Origin of the sequence: Marinobacter sp. DY40_1A1 (assembly GCF_016597815.1) — a bacterium.
In the GTDB taxonomy this organism is placed as follows: Bacteria; Pseudomonadota; Gammaproteobacteria; order Pseudomonadales; family Oleiphilaceae; genus Marinobacter; species Marinobacter xiaoshiensis.
In genome coordinates this window covers 1,142,584-1,161,454 of the sequence record NZ_VCHA01000001.1, presented here as the reverse complement: position 1 = coordinate 1,161,454, position 18,871 = coordinate 1,142,584, and the positions used below count along the sequence as shown (strand labels likewise).

At 53.9% G+C, this 18,871-nt stretch carries 12 protein-coding genes; 2 read left to right on the top strand and 10 right to left on the bottom strand.

Annotated elements, in window-relative coordinates; translation table 11 throughout:
• Positions 1-54: 54 nt before the first annotated feature.
• Positions 55-2,805, top strand: a complete 2,751-nt coding sequence (locus FFI61_RS05310) for a LuxR C-terminal-related transcriptional regulator (protein WP_200369499.1) — start codon at positions 55-57, stop codon at positions 2,803-2,805.
• Between the two features lie 243 nt (positions 2,806-3,048).
• Here the strand turns inward: FFI61_RS05310 and dinG are convergent, their stop codons facing one another.
• The 8 genes from dinG to FFI61_RS05270 form a co-directional block, all read right to left on the bottom strand.
• Positions 3,049-5,286, bottom strand: a complete 2,238-nt coding sequence (gene dinG, locus FFI61_RS05305) for an ATP-dependent DNA helicase DinG (protein WP_200200798.1) — start codon at positions 5,284-5,286, stop codon at positions 3,049-3,051.
• Complete coding sequence (locus tag FFI61_RS05300; protein ID WP_200369498.1) at positions 5,286-5,969, bottom strand: general secretion pathway protein GspB; 684 nt, start codon at positions 5,967-5,969, stop codon at positions 5,286-5,288. Before FFI61_RS05300 ends, dinG begins: the two co-directional genes overlap by 1 nt.
• 3 nt (positions 5,970-5,972) lie before the next feature.
• Positions 5,973-7,652 carry an ExeA family protein gene (locus FFI61_RS05295; RefSeq protein WP_200369497.1) on the bottom strand — a complete coding sequence of 560 codons (1,680 nt, stop codon included), beginning with the start codon at positions 7,650-7,652 and terminating at the stop codon, positions 5,973-5,975.
• A 100-nt stretch (positions 7,653-7,752) separates the two neighbouring features.
• Positions 7,753-9,243: a DUF3336 domain-containing protein gene (locus tag FFI61_RS05290; RefSeq protein ID WP_200369496.1), complete on the bottom strand. Its 1,491-nt coding sequence runs from the start codon at positions 9,241-9,243 to the stop codon at positions 7,753-7,755.
• Between the two features lie 29 nt (positions 9,244-9,272).
• A complete protein-coding gene (locus FFI61_RS05285) occupies positions 9,273-10,061 on the bottom strand; it encodes a VacJ family lipoprotein (RefSeq protein ID WP_227714605.1) in 789 nt (262 codons plus the stop codon).
• A 64-nt stretch (positions 10,062-10,125) separates the two neighbouring features.
• Positions 10,126-11,247: a beta-ketoacyl-ACP synthase III gene (locus FFI61_RS05280; protein WP_200369495.1), complete on the bottom strand. Its 1,122-nt coding sequence runs from the start codon at positions 11,245-11,247 to the stop codon at positions 10,126-10,128.
• Between the two features lie 121 nt (positions 11,248-11,368).
• Positions 11,369-15,109, bottom strand: a complete 3,741-nt coding sequence (gene hrpA / locus FFI61_RS05275) for an ATP-dependent RNA helicase HrpA (protein ID WP_320159557.1) — start codon at positions 15,107-15,109, stop codon at positions 11,369-11,371.
• A gap of 5 nt (positions 15,110-15,114) precedes the next feature.
• Positions 15,115-16,791 (bottom strand): AMP-binding protein, encoded by a 1,677-nt coding sequence (locus tag FFI61_RS05270; RefSeq protein WP_200369494.1) that lies wholly within the window; start codon positions 16,789-16,791, stop codon positions 15,115-15,117.
• Between the two features lie 186 nt (positions 16,792-16,977).
• On the opposite strand from FFI61_RS05270, the gene FFI61_RS05265 reads away from it, so the two are divergent.
• Positions 16,978-17,469, top strand: a complete 492-nt coding sequence (locus tag FFI61_RS05265) for a MaoC/PaaZ C-terminal domain-containing protein (protein ID WP_200200804.1) — start codon at positions 16,978-16,980, stop codon at positions 17,467-17,469.
• A 17-nt stretch (positions 17,470-17,486) separates the two neighbouring features.
• On the opposite strand, the gene FFI61_RS05260 is transcribed toward FFI61_RS05265, so the two are convergent.
• Positions 17,487-18,500: an AgmX/PglI C-terminal domain-containing protein gene (locus tag FFI61_RS05260; protein ID WP_227714604.1), complete on the bottom strand. Its 1,014-nt coding sequence runs from the start codon at positions 18,498-18,500 to the stop codon at positions 17,487-17,489.
• Positions 18,497-18,871 (bottom strand): hypothetical protein, encoded by a 375-nt coding sequence (locus tag FFI61_RS05255; protein ID WP_200369493.1) that lies wholly within the window; start codon positions 18,869-18,871, stop codon positions 18,497-18,499. The genes FFI61_RS05260 and FFI61_RS05255 overlap by 4 nt, the downstream gene beginning before the upstream one ends.

The following is an 18,871-nucleotide window of genomic DNA, read 5'->3' as shown; positions in this document are numbered from 1 at the left end:
AGACACAAAGCACACAATCCCGGTACAACTTTATTTCCGGCACACAGGACGTCAATGCTGTTAACTACCAAATTCCTAAGGCCAGCCACCGACCCCAGAGCCGTGCAGCGAGACCGACTCAGCTCGCTTTTAGCGCCCGGCCACCCGAAGCGGCTCAACCTTGTATTAGCCCCGGCAGGGTTTGGTAAAACAACCTTGGTAAGCCAGTGGTGCGCGCGCACCTCCGGGCCAATTGCCTGGCTCTCTCTGGATGAGCATGACAACGACCCCCAGCGCTTCTGGCAATACGTTGCCAGCGCTTTCGAGCATGCGGGTCTAACGGGGCTTGAGCCCTGCCAAAAAAGCCTTTCCGGCAGCACGGATGACAGCATTAACAGCGCGATCACGGCACTGGTTAATGCCCTGGCTGCGGATGGTGGCCCCTGGGTTCTGGTGCTGGATGATTTTCAGTTTGCTGCCAACGACCGGATTCACCGGCAGTTTGGCTACTTTGTGGACTACCTCCCTGCTGGTGTGACCGTTACGCTAATATCCCGCTCCGAACCGCCCTTGCCTCTGGCTCGTTGGCGTGTGCGACGTTGGGTACAGGAAATTCACCCGGCACTCCTGGCATTTTCGGAAGATGAGTGTCGGGAGTTTTTTCACAGCACCATGGGCATGGTCATTCCAGACCAGGACGTGCAGGCCATCTGCCAACGCACGGAAGGCTGGGTAGCGGCCCTGCAGCTTTCTGCTTTATCAGGCAGCGACAGAGGCCTGGAGCAGATCAAATCGGGCGTGGCACAAGACGCGCCCACCGCTGCACTGAGCATCGATGAACGGCATATCAGCGATTACGTTCTCAGCGAAGTGCTGGATAAGCAACCAGATGAAATCGTTGCCTTCCTGCTCGATACTGCCTGTTGCCCCCGGCTGTGCGCGTCAATGTGCGACTCAATTCGTGAAACTGACAACAGCCAGGAGATGCTTGAAAGCCTGCTTTCGCAGCACCTGTTTCTGATTCCTCTGGACAATCATAACGAGTGGTTCCGTTACCACGACCTGTTTCGGGATGCACTGCTGCAGCGGATTGGCCACGCCGACCCCACCCGGGCGCATCAACTTTGGCAGCGAACGGTTGAGTGGTTGCTTGACCACGGGCAGGTTCAGGGAGCCATTGCGCAAATTGTGCAGAACAAAGACTGGCCTTGGCTGGCGAGGGTTTTGGCAACCCATGGAAACAACCTGATTCATGGGGGGTACCACTTGCCGGTCCTGAACTGGCTCGATGAACTACCTGCAGATGAGATTAAAGATAGCCCCCAGTTACAAATGCTGCGTGTTTGGGGCCACTTTTTCGCTAACCGGCTCGATAACCTGGAACACCTGCTGGCCAATGTGGAAGATTTGCTTGATCAGCGCGTCGCTGATTCAGCTCCAGATGCCGAAGGCGCACTTGGCGTGCAAAGCGAGATAACGTTGATACGCTCCTACCTTGCCCGCTCACGCAGCGATGACAAGAACGCCAGTGATCTGACTCGCCAGGTTCTTGCAGAAATAGACCATACGCAAATCCCCCTCAAATCCGTAACCTACTATGGCCTAGGCCTCGACGATTACGGCAAAGGTGACTTGCCAGGGGCCGAAGAAGCGCTGAAATCTGCGGTTCATTACGGACAGGTGGAGCGCAAGCCAAGCACCGTTCTTTCAAGCGGTGGTTTACTCGCATGGATACAGTACAACCGTGGCGATATGGACCTTGCTCTGGAAACCTGCACCAACGTGCGAAAGTGGGTAGATCAACACTATGCAGACCCTAGCCAGCCAAGGCTTATTTCCTGTTGGCTAAGCGCCTCACTGACGGAAATTTTCCGGGAGCGAAATCAGCTTCGGGATGCAGCTGCCCACCTGGAGCCTTTGCTTGAGCATGTAAACAAGGGTGCTGAGCCGGGACAACATATAATTATCCAGCATGTTCGCGGGCATCTGGCCTTCAGCGATGGTCGCTATCAGGAAGCAATAGAGTATCTGGCGGACGCGGAGCAAGTTGGCCGTAAACGCCGGGAGCATATTGTCTTTGAACCTCCCGCCAGTTCTGCATTATTTGCGCGTTGTCACCTTGCGGCCGGGCAAGCCGCCCGGGCCCGCTCCATTCTTGAGTCTGTTCAGAGCCATACCCTGACCAACCCGCTGAACCGTGAACAAAACAGCATCAGCTATGCGCGGCTGCTGGTTGATGAGGGTAAGCCGGAGCAGGCGCTGGAAATCCTTGATGCATTGATGGCGGCTGCCATGCATAACGAGCATACCCGGCACGTTGTTGAAGCATTACTTGTGTCTGCCGAAGCTCTCGACCAGCAAAATCGCAGTGAAGAATGCCAGGAGCGGCTCGCACGGGCATTGAGTGTCGCTGCAGAGGCCGGATTCTTGAGGCTATTTGCCGAAGAAAGCCCCCGGTTACAGGCGCTATTACTTGAATCCCCTGCCTTGAAAAATGGCGGAAACTGGCAGCGCAACTTGACTGAGATGCTTCTGAGCCCGAACAGTGAGCCGAGTTCAGCCACTGCGACAGGGACTCAGCCTATTGCCAGTAAAACCAATGCCAGCCGCCCCGCCCGGGAGCTTGCGGAACCTCTGAGTCAGCGTGAATTGGAAGTACTGGAGCTGATCAACGCAGGCTATGCGAACAAGGATATTGCGGTGCGCATGGGAGTGGCTCCGGCCACGGTAAAAGCCCACATACGCAACCTCTATGGCAAGCTGGACGTAGGCCGGAGGACCGAAGCTCTGGCCAAAGCGCGAGAACTAGGCATCCTCACCGGGTAATTCTTGTGACGCACGTCACACTGCGCGATAAGTTTTTAACCTTGCTACGCCCTTTGGACGATTCGGCTACGCCCCCTACTCCCTTATTATTGTTTCCACGGTGAGGCAACCCCTCACTACGAATTCTGAAACTTCAGGCCTTCAGACTTCTTGTAACGCGTTATTTAACGCAGTGCTTTTGCGAAAGCCCCCTTAAAAAGCCAGCCCTCGGGCTGGCTCTTTTTTTGCCGCTTTTCTGTCTGATCAGCGTGCGATAATGCGCCGAAATGGTGGCAATGAATCAAGCAGTAGTTGTCCATAGCGTCTTGCGACAATGCGGCGGTCCAAAATAGTTACCCTGCCCGTATCCTCTTCCGTTCGCAGCAGCCGGCCAACCGCCTGAACGAGCTTAATGGATGCGTCTGGCACTGTAATTTCCATGAATGGATTACCACCGCGCTGGCTTATCCATTCTGCCAGCCCTGCTTCTATGGGGTCGTCCGGCACAGAAAAGGGTAAGCGAGTGATCACCACATGGTGCAGATACTTGCCGGGCAAATCGATTCCTTCTGCAAAACTGGCCACACCAAACAACACGCTGGCTTTGCCTTCATCAATCCGCTCCCGGTGTTGGCGAAGCACCTCACCCCGTGACATATCATCCTGAGTAATAATCAGATCCGGATAGTCAGGCGCGAGGGCATCCCGAACCTGATGCATCTGGCGACGGGAGGTGAACAGCACCAGCGTAGCGGTTTCACCGGCCCAGCATTCGGGTACACGCTTGATAAGCTCTTCGGCAAAACCATCATCCGTAGGCATGCAAGCCATGGCCGGCACTTCAACGGTCGCCATTTCTGCGTACCGGAAAGAACTGGGCACCACCAGCAAACGACTCGCTTCCGGCAGACCGGCCCGTGCCTGCAGGCGATCAAAGCGGCCAAGCGCCGTCAGTGTGGCGCTGGTTAACACAGCCCCGTAAGCCCGCGACCACAGCCTCGAATAAAGCAGATTATCTGCAAGCACTGGCGAGCTGAACAGAGTGATGTCTTCCGCATGATCCCAACGCTGCCGCACACTCCAACGTGCCGGAGGGGGGCTTTTGTAGATTCGGCCCCTCGGTTCCGGCCCGTTAGTGGAATCTTCCGGAATGCTCTCTGGTGAGCCTTCGCTGGCACCCTGCTCGCTTTCCGTGGTTTTCTTTGGTGATCCGGTTTGTTCTGTCCAGGCCGCCCAAAGCCGCAACTGATCTTCGGCACGGCTGTGGAAGGCGCCAATTACCGGGTACCAGGCTTCGGCAGTGTCCCTGTCTATCTCGTGTTGCTTGCGTTCATCAAAGGCACCTTGCAGTTCATCCGCCAACGCACCCAAGTGACGCACCAGATTGGCCGTAGCGATTCTGCTTTCAGCGGCCAGCTCCGCCAGAGCATCGGGCAGCTCACCCTCGGGATATCGCCATTGTGCAGAACGGCGCTCTTCATTGAATTCCCAGCCAGTATTGTGTTCAGCCTCCTCATAAACGCGGGCCAGTATGAGGTCAACATCCCGCGAGGCGGTGCTTATGCGCTCAACCGATTTAGCGGCTTGAGTAGCCGGGGAAAGGTAGGGCTGAATTTTTACTAACGCTTGGGATAGCTGTTTAAGCCATTGGCGTGTTGAGTTCAACGGAACAGACGCCGCAAAGTGATTCAGCGCTTTATCTGGCAGGTGATGGGCTTCATCAAAGATGAACAGCGCATTTTCTGGCTCAGGAAGTATTGCACCACCACCTAACGCAAGGTCAGCAAGTACGAGATCATGATTGGCCACCACGATATCCACTTCATCCAGATCCTTGCGAGCATCAAAAAATGCACAGCTGTCGAAATAGCTGCAGTGCCGGTTCGTGCACTGGCGATGATCGGTAGTTACCTGGCGCCAAACGTCATCGGGTATCTGCTCAGGCCAGTGATCCCTGTCGCCGTCCCATTTGCGGGAGCCATAGCTTGCCAGCATTTCTTCGAAAAACGCCCGGGTTCCTGGTTCTTCGGTTCCTGGGCTATCCAGCAAAAACAGAGGCATGGTATCGCTGTCGCCATTGCCCTCATCGTGCAATCGCGATTCCAGGCGGGACATACACAAATACCGGCCACGGCCTTTGGCGAGGGTCCAGCTGAAATTCATTTTGCTGTGTTTTTTAAGATCCGGCAGATCTTTAAGAACAATCTGATCTTGCAATGCCACGGTAGCAGTGGAGATCACCAGGGTTTTGCCCAAAGCCCGAGCTATGGGAATAGCTGCAATCAGGTAGGCCAGTGTTTTACCAGTACCCGTACCAGCCTCAACCACACAGGCCGCTGGAGCAGAGGTGCGCTGACCGTCGTTATCGGTAATTTCGCCCATATATCGAGCGATTTCGGCGATCATCAGACGCTGGCCATAACGGGCGCGCACCCCTTTGCCGGCCAACACATCTCGATAGGCTTGCTGAATCTGCTGTTTTACGTCCTCGGTTAGTGCCATTAGCGTGGGCTCACCCAGTCGCGGACGATACCCACGCGAAAGCTTCTGCCTTGCTTGCTAAGAATAACGCCGTTCTCCGTCACTTCTTCTACCATGATCCCGGAGAAGGCATCGCCCTGGCCAAGATAGTGGCCATTAATCATCACCCGGCTGGCGTATGGATCTGTTGAATAGATATGACTGTTAAACATCAGGTCCGGGATACTCTTCTGAAATGACAGGGGTAATTCAACAAGGTGTGGCACACGCTCTTTGGGCCCATTCCGGGCCGCATCCGGCGGCTCACGCTCCTGGCGCAAAGACGGAGTGATAATGGCAGGCCACTGGCGTTCAGGCTCAGCTATTGGTTCGTTGACCAAAGCCGCCGGCTGGGGAGCAACAACCCGGGCGGGTTCAGGCTGGGCTACTGGCTCTGATACTTCAGCAGCTGGCGCTGGTTTTACAGCCAACTTTGGCCCTGGCTTGGGAGCTGGCTTTTGTACAGCCTCCACTGCCGGTTTCGGCCAGAATACAACAGCCAGCACTCCGGCATTCACAAACAGTGCAAGCACCACCCACACCATCAGGGGTGTACGCTTTTTCTTGGGGCGATGTATCAATTGCACCTGTTGCCCAAGATCCGGGACTTTACCCTGGCGACGCTCAGTTTCAGACTTCCTGAGCGCATCAAGAATGTAGGACATACTCTATCCCTTCCCCTCAGGCTCTTTGATCATCAGCCTCGGAACATCTGCATTAAGGTCGCTGTTGATCTGAATGACGGTCATAGCGCCGGCAATACCATCAACCGTGAGCCCCTTTAACGACTGATACCAGCGCACCTGCTGTTGCGCTGTCATGCGTTTGATTCTGGCCACATCTGCAGGCGATTCACCGTAGGTCTCCGCAAGTTCCATCATGCGAACCCCAATCCACATTTCTTCGCCGGCGACGTCTCTGGCATCGGTGCGGAAGGTTACGTAATCCGGAAGTTGCCACAACACGCGGTACTCACCGAACCAGAAGGGCTCAATGCTGGCAAATGATACTTCCGCCGAGCCCTCAGGCATCACTATTTCCGCTACATCACCTTGAATGTGTCGCAGCACTACATAACCCCGGTTGCCGCTATCATCCTGAAGCATCAGCATGGCTGGTCTGTCGAGATACGCCAGACTACGACGACTACCCTGACGCTCCAGGCAATCAAGACCCGAGCTGCGAGCAAACTCACAGGCAATTGGCGATTCCTGTGCGTTGTACGCCAAGCCCCAAATACCGAACAGCCCACGAAATGCTTCAGACAAGCTCACCGCCTGATCAGAGAACCTGAATACTGGAATCGGGTATGGCTCTATTTCATCTTTTGGTGCCAACTGGATCTCCGGCGGGTCTTCACGCTGCACAGTACCGACAAGCTGAGCGGGGGCTGCATCTACCTCAGATATCACATCCGGGCCTGACCACTGCTTGTAGACCCAATAGGTACTCACGATAGCAAGCAGTAATGATGCCGCGACCAACAGAATGCCGGGTAGATCCGGTTTGCCTGTCATCCTCGTTGGACCAGGCCCTATATTTTTGCTGCCTCCAACTTCTTTCGCAGCCTGCCGTATATGTGCAGGCGACACTTCATGCTCACCCTCGGCGTAGGCGCCCAGCAATGCACGATCGCTGATCAGGTTAATAAGGCGAGGAATGCCATTGCTCAACCGATAAAGTTTACGAACTGCCGCGGGTGCGAACACATCGCCGCGCATGCCCGCCACACCAAGTCGGTAGCTGAGGTAGGCCGGCAGTTCATCACGGTTGATGGCATCCAGGTGATAGCGCGCAGTTACCCGCTGGTTCAACTGTCGAAGTTTTGGAACCGAGAGTATCTGCTGCAACTCAGGCTGGCCCAGCAGCACAATCTGCAGCAGCTTCTTTTCTGCGGTTTCGAGGTTGGTCAGCAGGCGCAGTTGTTCCAATACATCTGCAGACAGATTCTGGGCCTCATCAATCATCAGAACCTTGTGCCGGCCGGCTGCGTGGGCTTTGAGTAGATCCTTATTGATCAAATCCACCATCTGTTTGATGGTGGCGCCGGCCGGGTGAGCAATTTCCAGCTCGTCGCAAATTGAGGAAAGTAATTCACGGGCAGAAAGCCGGGGGTTCAGAATCAAGGCGATGTCTGCATGGGCCGGCGCATTCTCGATAAAGCACCGGCTCACCGTGGTTTTGCCCGTACCCACTTCGCCGGTGATCACAATAAAGCCACCCTGCCCCTGAACACCATACATCAGGTGCGCAAGCGCCTCTTTGTGACGTTCGCTCAAATAGAGGTAGCGGGGATCAGGCGCAATCGAGAACGGTGGTTCTCTGAAGCCGAAGAAGTCGTAATACATGGGCGTCCAGTCTAATGCTCAGGCGCCGGGCTGATCGGCCTATTACCGGGCCAGGCTCTTTAGCAGCGTATCATACCGCCCGCCTCGCAGGCCTGTCATCTCAGGATGTTCCGGAATCAGCACTGTTTATCAGCCTGAGATCTGCAACGCTTCGGCGATTTTGTTGTTTCAGGCGGCGAACGCAGCGCTCCAGGGTTTTGGAGATACGCGCGTGGGAGCGAATCATTGAAATTTTAGGCCAGGTTGCGCGCTCTCCGGCCAGCGTCATTTCCCGCACAAACTCCGGGTTGGGATCGGCAAGCATTCGGGTGTAATCCTTGAACCCATAGGTAGGCGCAATGGTTATGTCTCCGGAGTATCGCTGGGCCATGATCGTGTACATATGGCCGGAAACCTGTCGCAACAGTTCGGGGCGCGCGCGCTTACGGAGGTAATCGAACACTCCCTGCCCGTGAAACTGGATCTCGGATTTGAGCAAGTGCAACGGCAGTCTGGCCAAAGACAGCTTGTCGTCTTTACCCCGATCGTTCAAGAAAGGCACAACGTGGGGATTGGTCTGGCTGACGATAGTGAAATTCACATCATAAAGATGCATCAGCCGCTCAATGGGCAAATCGCTCACAACAGAACCATCCACAAACTTGAGCCTTGGCATGTAAGGCAGCGCCTGACCCTGAAGATCTTTTTTCATCAGGGTAACCGGAGGGAATATACCCGGTACCGCAGCACTGGCTAGCGCAGCGCTCCACACCATCAGATAAGGCGAGGTGTAACCGGATAACAGTCGGGCCTTCTGGTGGGCCTGCACCGGCGACACACTCATGTTAATCGAGCGGCCCGTACGCTGGTAAGCCTCTTCAAAAGTGTACTCACCGATGTTAGTTCGCAGGCACGTGCGCAACTGCTCTTGATCCATCAAACCTTCGCCGCGCATGGCACTGATTATGCCGCGCCACTTCCAGGCTTTCAGATTGTGGTTCTCCGGGACCAGCATCTCGGGGATTTCAGCGTCTGTGTGCACGCCAAGCATGCCCGCAACAATTGCGCCAGCGCTGGAGCCTGTAACAACCTGCGGCAGCAGCCCTCTCTCCCATAGCGCCTTGATAACCCCAAAATGAAACATGCCAAGGCTGGCGCCACCACTTAACAATAGTGTGGGTCGACCATAACTCGTGAGGGTGTCGCGAAAAAACTGAAGTTTGTCGGCAACCGGAAAGCCGGGCACCGGGTGGTCGCACAGAAAATCCAGGGCTTCGCAAGCCTGCGCAATGTACTCTTCAATCAGATGTTTGGTACCAACCCGGGAGCGTGTGTAAAGCGCCGGGTTGCCCATATTGCCAAGGTCATGATGGAGCCCTTCTCGCAATGCGCGCTTGAGGCGTTCAAAATCATTCTGCTGGCGATACTGTTTGATACTGCTCAGGCGGTCATACAGCAATTCGTAATGGTAGTGCTCTGAGACAAAATCCTCTTTCCACTCGGCATTACCTTCCAGAAAGTCCAGCTCGAGAGCCGCTGCCTTCCACACCTCATAATTCGGTGCCTCAGCCAGCATCTTGCGGAATTTACTAATCCTTGGATCTTTCAGCACCGCGCCTCTCCTTGAGCCAGATGTCCGAGTCAGAAGTCGTCAAGCATCAGGTCGTCATCATCTTCGCTGGCGAATGGATCCTGAGTAACCATGCCGTCGTTAATCAGAAACTCGCGACGTTGCAAGAAAGCATTACGGACAAAGATATAAACGTCGCCCGAGACGAACCCCTCTGCGGGTATCAGGTCTGCTCGCTTATCGATAATCTGAACGCCCCGTGCATAGTAATTATAAGGGCTATCCACATTATCCCACAGAGACGGCAATACAAAACCATCTGCACCCAACCCGCTAAAATGCCGAGGGCTGGATGGCCCGAGGAATGGCAGCATCAGATAAGGGCCAGAGCCAACACCCCAGTACCCCAGGGTTTGGCCGAAGTCTTCTGGACGTTCTGGCAGATCAAATGCCGTTGCAACATCAATCAACCCACCCAGACCAAACACCGTGTTATAAGTGAAGCGCCCGGCAGCAACAATGGCTGATTCACCCTTCAGCTGGAAAATGCTGTTGGTGAAATTCCTTATTTCGGACAGGTTGTTGAAAAAGTTGGTGATAGCACGATCAACAATATCCGGCGTAAAGGTGCGGTAGGTTTGTGCCACAGGGCGCAACGCCCACCGGTCAATGGTGTCGTTGAATGTATAAACCTTGCGATTCCAGTTCTCGTAGGGGTCCTGCGGGTTGACGGCACGCGCGCCCTCAGGTGCCGGCTCCGCCGCGCTCTGTGCCGTGGCGGTGCCTGCGAAAAACACCAGTGCGAAAGCTGCCGCGAGTTGCATGGCAGCAAGCCAGCCCCGGGGTGAAAATTTTGTCATGCTCAACTCTTGGATTGTCGACTTTTGCGTTTACAGCAGCCCCGAAGCGCTGCTGCAAAAGCCATCAGCGCCGGCGCACTACTACACTACCAATGGAATAACCTGCACCGAAGGAGCATATAACACCCGTATCACCGGATATCAGGTCGTCTTTGTGCTTATGGAAGGCAATGATGGAGCCTGCTGAACTGGTGTTAGCGTATTCATCAAGGATAACCGGGGCTTCATCTTCCGTTGCGTCCCGGCCAAGCACCCTGCGGGCGATAAGCTGATTCATGTTCAGGTTCGCTTGATGCAGCCACATTCTGCGCAGACCGCCTGGCGCAAGTGACAGACTATCCAGATGGCTCTGGATGGTTTCGGCTACCAGTGGCGACACTTCCTTGAATACTTTACGACCCTGTTGGATAAACAGTTTATCAGGTTTACCAATACCGGATTCGTCCGCCCGGTTCAGGAAGCCAAAATTATTCCGGATATTATTGGAAAAGGTCGTTTTCAGGCGAGTGCCAAGAATCTCGAAGCCATGCCCGGGCTGGGTATCTTCTTCCCGCTCAACCAAAATCGCCGTGCAGGCATCACCAAAAATGAAATGGCTGTCCCGCTCACGGAAATTAAGGTGGCCAGAACAGATTTCCGGGCTTACAACCAGCACCGCCCGAGCTGAGCCACTTTCTACAGAGTTGACTGCAGCCTGCAAGCCAAACGTTGCTGAGCTGCATGCCACGTTCATGTCGTAGGCGAATCCTTCAATACCCAAAGCAGCCTGGACTTCAATAGAGACAGCGGGATAGGCGCGCTGCAAGTTGGAACAGGCAACGATAACCGCATCTACATCAGAAGCCGTCTTGCCGGCCTGAGCCAGTGCTTCGTTGCAGGCCACAACCGCCATATCACATTGAACGGATTGCTCGTCGTTGCTGCGCTCCGGGATGTAGGGAGCCATGCGTTTCGGATCAATTATGCCCGTTTTGTCAATGACATGCCGACGCTTTATACCCGAGGCTTTCTCTATAAACGCTGAAGACGACGGCTGCAAAGCCTCTGTTTCACCGCGCTCAATGGCGTCCGCATGTTCCAAATTGTACATTTCGACATACTGGTTAAAGGCTTCGACCAGTTCATCGTTATCGATGGTTGCCGGCGGTGTGTACAGGCCGGTTCCGCTAATGACGGCTTTAATCACGCTAACCCCACGTCATGAATATGAAAATAAGAAGACAGGTAAATTGCTCTATCAGAAATACTAACACAGTCCGCAGAATTTGCCCGCCCCGCCTGGACTCGCAAACGCGGGGATTCGTTTGTCACACGCGAGTTAGCTGCCATTGTTTATCAAGGCGCTTGGCGGATACCGTCATAACAGTGCCCAATTGCTGAGCAAAAAACGATACGCGAAACTCCTCCAGCATCCAGCGGTAAATAACCAATTCCGGGTCCCGTACTCCTTGCCTTTGCTGTTCATCCCGCTTGCTCGCATAACGGCCCCAAAGCGGTTCCATAACATGCAGGAACTCTCTTTCACGGCCCATTTCTCTCGGCATTTTTTCAAGCCTTGCCAGGGCAGCTTCAAAATAGCGGCCAAACTCTGCTAACCACTCAGGTGGTGTAGCAACCAGAAAACCCGGATAAACAAGATTCTGCAGCTGAAACTTCAAGTCCGACATGCTGTTGGCCAAGGCGAGATTGATTTTGCCTTTCAGCTTCTTTGCTATTTTTTGGTAGCCCGTCATAGCCTGAAACAGACGCTCGTCGGCTTGCTCAAGGGCCGGTATAAAATCCCCCCTGTGCCGGTCAAACAGCGCATCAAATGCCGCCCGGGAATCGGGCATCTGATCGTTTAAAAAATGCGCCATTACCGTCGATAAAAGCAGGTCGTCGAGAAGCAACTTTGCCTTGCCAATGGGCGCAAACATCAAAGCCGATTGTTTAAACCGCGGGAGCTTGCGCTCCAGATCGTCCAGCGTATTGCCAAACCGATTGAGAATAAGACGTGCAATACCCTTACGGGTTGTATCCTCTGCAGTGAGCCGATCAAGGCAACGAATTTCCTTCACCGATTTGCCCAAATCCTCAAGCGCCGGATACACCGTTATCTGCATACCGCCCTTTTCAGTTTGAACTTTGGCGGGCAACTCGCCAAATTCCCACTCGGTGTATTCGAGGGCAGGCTTTTTATCAGTAGCTTCGCTGGTTGCTGATGCCAGTGCCGCCTCGGCCCGCCCTTCAAGCTGATCCTGGAGTGTGGTAGCTTCGCGGCTTTCAGCTATCACCTTGCCACCATCCCCGAGCACCCTCAGATTCATTCGCAAGTGCCTTGGAAGTTCATCCCGAGGCCAGATTTCGGGATCAATACGCACACCTGTCATTCGGCGCAATTGCTCTCCCAATTGCAGAGCCAAAGGCTCATTGGAAGGCTGTAAGTTGGCAACGGCGGCATCAACAAAATCTGGCACTGGCACGAAATTGCGCCGCAGGGCTTTTGGAAGCCCTTTTACCAGCGCTATGCATTTCTCCCTTAAAAGCCCGGGCACCAGCCATTCCAGGCGTCGGGAGGGAATCTGACGGAGTGCCATAAGCGGAACGTGGAGGGTAACGCCGTCTCGCTCACTGGTAGGCTCAAACTCATAACTGAGTGGGTAACGAACCCCTTCCCACTCCAGAAAATCCGGGTAGAGTTCGGCAGCCTGAGCATCTACCGGGCGCTGCAACACGTCTTCTTCGGTCAGTTCAAGGTTACGCAGTTCTTCCGCCGTCAGGCCTTTCCACCAGTTTTCAAAATGGCGACCGCTAACAATCTCTGCCGGTAAGCGCTCGTCATAAAAGCTGACCAGCACTTCATCGTCTACCAGCAGATCCCGCCGACGGGTTTTGCTCTCGAGGTTTTCGACACTGGTGAGCATCTCCCGGTTGCGCGCAATGAACGGCGCTTTCGAACGGTAATCGCCTTCCACCAAGGCGTGGCGAATAAACAGGTTGCGGCATTCAACCGGGTCTATTTTGCTGAAGGCGATGCTGCGCTTGGACACCACATCAAGGCCATAAAGGGTAACTTTTTCATACCCCATCACCTGGGCTCTCTTCTGCTCCCAGTGGGGTTCAAAATAATGATGCTTCACCACGTGGCCGGCGAGCGGCTCTATCCACTCAGGCTGAATCGCCGCCACCATACGAGCAAATACTCGGCTGGTTTCCACAATTTCAGTGGCCACAATCCACTTGGGCCCGGTTTTGGAAACTTTTGAGCCCGGGAAGATCATCACTTTGCGATTCCGAGTGGCGAGGTATTCTTTTTTCTCCACCTTGGTGGCTACCTGGCCCAGAAGTCCCGCCAGAATCGCCTTGTGCATGGCTTCATAGGAGGCAGCTTCTTTGTTGAGAGCCAGCTTTTGCTCTCGGCAAATCAGGGTGAGTTGTCGGTGAATATCTCGCCATTCCCGCATACGCATCCAGCTCAGAAAACTCTTCTGGCATAGCTTTTTCAGCTGATTCTGACTCAATTCCTGGCGCTGCTCTTCGTAGAAATTCCAGATATTCAGCAAGGTAACAAAGTCGGACTCTTTATCATTGAAAGGCGCATGGGCCTGATCGGCCGCTTGCTGTTTGTCCTGCGGCCGCTCTCTGGGGTCCTGAACCGTTAGCCCGGCAATAATCACCAGAGTTTCTGCGAGACTACCGTGGTCTGCGGCAGTTACGAGCATTCTGGCAAGGCGCGGGTCCAGCGGCAGCTTGGACATAGTGCGACCAAGCTTTGTGACCCGGCGCTTGCCGTCTACCGCACTAAGCTCTTCAAGTAGCTTATAGCCATCATTAATCAGGCGTTTATCAGGCGCTTCTATAAACGGGAAGTGGCGGATTTCACCCAGGCCGGAAGTGGCCATTTGCAGAATAACCGCTGCCAGATTGGTGCGAAGAATTTCAGGATCTGTGTGTTCGGGCCTGTTGAGAAAATCGGCTTCGTCGTACAGCCGAAAACAGATACCCGGCGCAACCCGGCCACAGCGCCCTGCCCGCTGGTTTGCACTGGCTTGAGAAACCGGCTCAATGGGGAGGCGCTGAATTTTGGAGCGAACACTATACCGGCTAAGACGTGCCACACCGGCGTCGATAACATAGCGGATCCCCGGCACTGTAAGTGAGGTTTCTGCCACGTTGGTGGAAAGCACTATTCTGCGGCCACTGTGATTCTGGAATACCCGGTTTTGTTCCTGATTGCTCAGCCGGGAATACAGAGGAAGCACTTCGGTGTGCCTGAGCTCCGCATGTCGCAACATCTTGCTCATGTTACGAATTTCGCGCTCGCCTGGCAGAAATATAAGCACATCTCCCGGCGGCAGCTTGGCACTGCGCTCATGCTGTTCGATTTCGTCCATTACCGCCAGCACGCCATCGTTCCAGCCTTGGTCCCGATCGTCTTCATCACCTGTTAATGGACGGTACTGGATATCCACAGGAAAGGTACGTCCGCTAACTTCCAGTACCGGGGCCTTGTTGAAGAATTCGCTGAAGCGTTCCACTTCAATGGTGGCAGAGGTGATAATAACTTTGAGGTCAGGACGTTTGGGCAGAAGCTGTTTGAGATAACCCAACAGAAAGTCGATGTTCAGGCTACGTTCGTGGGCCTCATCGATAATCAGCGTGTCGTAGCGCTTGAGGAAGCGATCGTGCTGAATCCCTGCCAGCAAAATCCCGTCGGTCATGACTTTGACACGGGTCTGCTCTGAGGTGTTATCGGTAAAACGTACCTGGTAGCCAATCTGATTGCCTACCTGCTCGCCAAGCTCTTCGGCAATTCGAGCTGCGACACTGCGGGCGGCAATACGTCTTGGCTGGGTATGGCCAATAAGGCCGCGAATGCCGCGGCCCATATTCATGCAGATTTTGGGTATTTGAGTGGTTTTACCCGATCCGGTCTCACCTGCAACGATGACAACCTGATGGTTCTCAATCGCTTCGCGGATGTCATCCACACGATCAGAAACCGGCAACCCTGCCGGAAAACCGATCGGTTTGTGCAGGGCCGCCCGGATATCAGCTCTTGATGTCACCGTTATTACTTATTACCTGGTTCGTCGCGCAGCTCACGGCGCAGGATTTTACCTACGTTTGTTTTCGGAAGCTCATCGCGGAATTCAAAGAAGCGAGGCACCTTATAGGCTGTCAGTCGCTCACGGCAGAATTCTTTAAGTTCGTTTTCAGTGACACCCTCAGCTGAAGCAACCAGGTACACCTTGACCGCTTCGCCACTCTTGGCATCGGGAACACCCACTGCTGCACACTCAACCACCTTCGGGTGGCTGCTTACTACATCTTCAATCTCGTTCGGGTACACGTTAAACCCGGAAACGATAATCATGTCTTTCTTGCGATCGACGATACGGATATAGCCATCTTCCTGGATCACAGCAACGTCGCCAGTCTGAATATAGCCGTCTTCAGTGAAAGATTTGCGGGTATCCTCCGGGCGCTGCCAATAACCACGCATAACCTGAGGGCCTTTCACGCAAAGCTCGCCGGGCTCACCCAGCTTTGTTTCTTTGCCTTCATCATCAATGGTTTTCACCGACGTTGATGGTACCGGCAAGCCAATGGTTCCCAACTGAATGGCACTACGAGGGTTAAAGGTAACGACGGGCGAGGTTTCTGTCATACCGTAGCCTTCGGAGATAGGACAGCCAGTTACACGCTCCCACATTTTTGCGGTGTCACTGGTAAGTGCCATACCGCCAGAAGATGTGAGTTTAAGATGGCTGAAATCGAGGCTCTGGAATTCCTCGTTATTGCACAGCGCAACAAATAGTGTGTTCAGCCCGAGGAACGCGGTGAACTTGTGGTTCTTCAACTCTTTCACGAAGCCTGGTATATCACGGGGATTCGGGATCAGAATGTTGTGGCCACCGGCCTCGAGCATAATGCCGCAGTTCAGGGTGAACGAATAAATGTGGTACAGGGGCAGCGGTGCAATAACGACCTCCTGCCCTTCTATAACCGTGTCTTCCATCATCGGGCGAACCTGCAGAAGGTTCGCCACCAGATTAGCGTGAGTGAGCATGGCTCCCTTGGCCACGCCAGTTGTGCCACCGGTGTACTGAAGCACAGCAATATCGTCAGATTTAACCTGAACCGGAGTAAACGTCTCCCGGGCGCCAGCGCTGAGTACAGCCGGCAATTTGTGGGCCTGAGGGATGTTGAAAGGCGGCACCATCTTCTTCACATGCTTCACAACCGCGTTCATCAGAGTACGCTTGATGGGCGAATGCATATCAGCAATTTCAGTAACGATTACATGCTCAATACTGGTATGAGGCAGCACTTTTTCAGCGCTTTCAGCCATGTTGGCAAGCACTACCAGTGCTTTGGCACCAGAATCGTTAAACTGGTGTTCCATCTCGCGCGTGGTGTAAAGCGGGTTGGTGTTAACCACGATCAAGCCGGCACGCATGGCACCAAACACAACAACCGGATACTGAGCCAGGTTGGGCATTTGTACGGCAATACGATCGCCAGGTTTAAGATCGGTGTTATTTTGCAACCAGGCAGCAAAGTTACGTGTTTGGGTGTCCAGATCGCGATAGGTCAGAGTTGCACCAACAGCACTGAATGCTGGGCGGTCAGCGTATTTTTTAACCGCCTGCTCAAATACATCCACCATGCTGCTGTATTTGTTCAGATCCACCTCACGGGGAACACTGGCAGGGTATTTGTCTTGATAGAACTTCTCGAAATCCATCACCATCTCCTGTCTGGCGCTTCTGTTTATAGTGATTCACGAACATCGAGCGCCAGCCTGGTCAACTCGACATAAGTATCAGCCTTAAAAAAGTTGGGAGAGAATAGCAGTTTTGGTAACGTTGAGGTAGTTTCAAACGCCAACCCCAAAGACCAGTACTAACACGCCTTGATCATGGAGCAGATGATGAGCGACACCTTTGATACGCTTGAAAACATTACCTACAACGAGCTCAACGAGGGCGATACAGCAACGTTTACGCGATCACTAACAGAAAAAGAACTGGTGCTGTTCGCCGCTGTATCGGGAGATTTTAACCCGGTACACCTGGACCCTGAATATGCTGCGAGCTCTATGTTCGGAGAGCGTATCGCCCACGGTATGTGGAGTGGATCCTTGATTTCTGCAGCGCTTGCCACCGTTATGCCTGGCCCGGGCACGGTGTATCTGGAACAGAGCCTTTCATTCAAACGCCCGGTAAAACTGGACGACACGCTTACTGTTAATCTTACAGTACTAAGAAAAGAGCCCAAAAACCGGGTGGTCTTTCAGTGCGATGTGATAAACCAGAATGATCAAAAAGTAGTTACCGGTGAAGCCAAAGTGATTGCCCCGACGGAAAAGGTTGACCTTTACAAGCCAACACTGCCAAAAATCACCATAGATGGCTACGACTGACTACTCTTTATACAACCTCAGCCCGGAAGAAAATCAATCGGAAATCTAACCTTTCGGGCTTCCACATTAGCGGCGCCAAAGTTAAAAAGGCGCACCCGCATTGCAAGCTTGTGCTCCAGGGCCGGGTTATCAAGCTCTGAGCTTACAACCTTGCAGGCAGACACTGAGCCATCTGGCTGTATTACCAGCTCAAGCAAAACTTTACCGGCCAAGGTTGGGTCCTGTCGCAACTCTCTTTGATAAAGGGAGTACAGAGCTGTTTTGCCTGAGTCAAATACCTGGCGGATGTTACTCATTGCCCGCTCACCCACCGCAGGCGTCTGCTTGCGAGCTGGGGCGCTTGCCACAACCGGCGCTGGTTCCCGAGCAGCCTCCACCTTCCTTACTTCGTGCCCGGCAACCGCAACTTCAACTTGTGGTGCCTGTGCATCGCTTACACCACCGCTGGTTTTTAGTGCATTGCTATCCGGTATTGCCCCAGCCTTAACGCCGCTTTCAGCGCTTGCCATATGTCCTGTGTTGGCTTGAATTACAGGGGCAGCTGCAGCTGCTGGCTGGCGCATAGAGGCCAGGCGATCTCTCATATTTAACAAACCGGATCGGGATGCTTTTTCCCTTGCCTGCTCCACGCTCTGGCTTACCGGGATTGGCGAAGGTTGTGCGGGTATAGGTTTCACGACGGGCTTTACCACCTGGGCTTCGGGCTTCACCGGCTCAGGGACTGGCTCTGGCTGCGCAATTTCTTCAACAGGTTTGGGCGCAGGCTTCGTTATTGGCTCCGGCTTTACAAGCAGCTTGGCAAGCTGGGGAGGCACACTTTCAGCTTTTTCCCGCGCGGGCTCAGGTACATCTGTTGTCGTAATCACGGCTGCCAATGGAACGAAAAGCAAAAGCGCCACCACCGTGATCACGGTAAGACGCAAGCGTTCGCCCTCTTCCTTACTCCAGGACAGCGAAGACAAAGCCACATTACCCAAAGTATTGGTCAGGCCAATACTACTGCTGGCTGGCATTGAGTTCATAGCTGTCATCGCCGTGCACCGGGCTGTCCGCCAGAGTTAGCAACACCCAGGTTCTGACGAAATATCCGATGACGCTCAAGCACAAGGGCATCCAGTGGCTCAACCAGTTCCGGTGCGATGCTTTCCAGTTCTGCCCTTGGTCGGCGCGGCAAGGTAGGGGCTCGCCAGGGCAGTATGGTCAACACCCGCGGCTCATCCTCTCCGACATTTGCGGAAATACCTTCGATGCTCAAGCGTGCTGGTGAATTACTTTTGACACCTTTTAGCTGCGCCTCACTGCCTGACCCAGAGGCCGCCCAAAGAACAGGTGTAATCAAGGCAAATATGCCGGACAGACAAATAGGGCCAACCCGGCGTAACAGGGGGAAAAAACTGATCAT

Coding starts and splice junctions, on each gene's coding strand:
- FFI61_RS05310 (WP_200369499.1), top strand. CDS start 55: ATGCTGTTAACTACCAAATTCCTAAGGCCAGCCACCGACCCCAGAGCC.
- dinG (WP_200200798.1), bottom strand. CDS start 5,286: ATGGCACTAACCGAGGACGTAAAACAGCAGATTCAGCAAGCCTATCGA.
- FFI61_RS05300 (WP_200369498.1), bottom strand. CDS start 5,969: ATGTCCTACATTCTTGATGCGCTCAGGAAGTCTGAAACTGAGCGTCGC.
- FFI61_RS05295 (WP_200369497.1), bottom strand. CDS start 7,652: ATGTATTACGACTTCTTCGGCTTCAGAGAACCACCGTTCTCGATTGCG.
- FFI61_RS05285 (WP_227714605.1), bottom strand. CDS start 10,061: ATGACAAAATTTTCACCCCGGGGCTGGCTTGCTGCCATGCAACTCGCG.
- FFI61_RS05270 (WP_200369494.1), bottom strand. CDS start 16,791: ATGGATTTCGAGAAGTTCTATCAAGACAAATACCCTGCCAGTGTTCCC.
- FFI61_RS05265 (WP_200200804.1), top strand. CDS start 16,978: ATGAGCGACACCTTTGATACGCTTGAAAACATTACCTACAACGAGCTC.
- FFI61_RS05260 (WP_227714604.1), bottom strand. CDS start 18,500: ATGACAGCTATGAACTCAATGCCAGCCAGCAGTAGTATTGGCCTGACC.
- FFI61_RS05255 (WP_200369493.1), bottom strand. CDS start 18,871: ATGATCAGTTTTTTCCCCCTGTTACGCCGGGTTGGCCCTATTTGTCTG.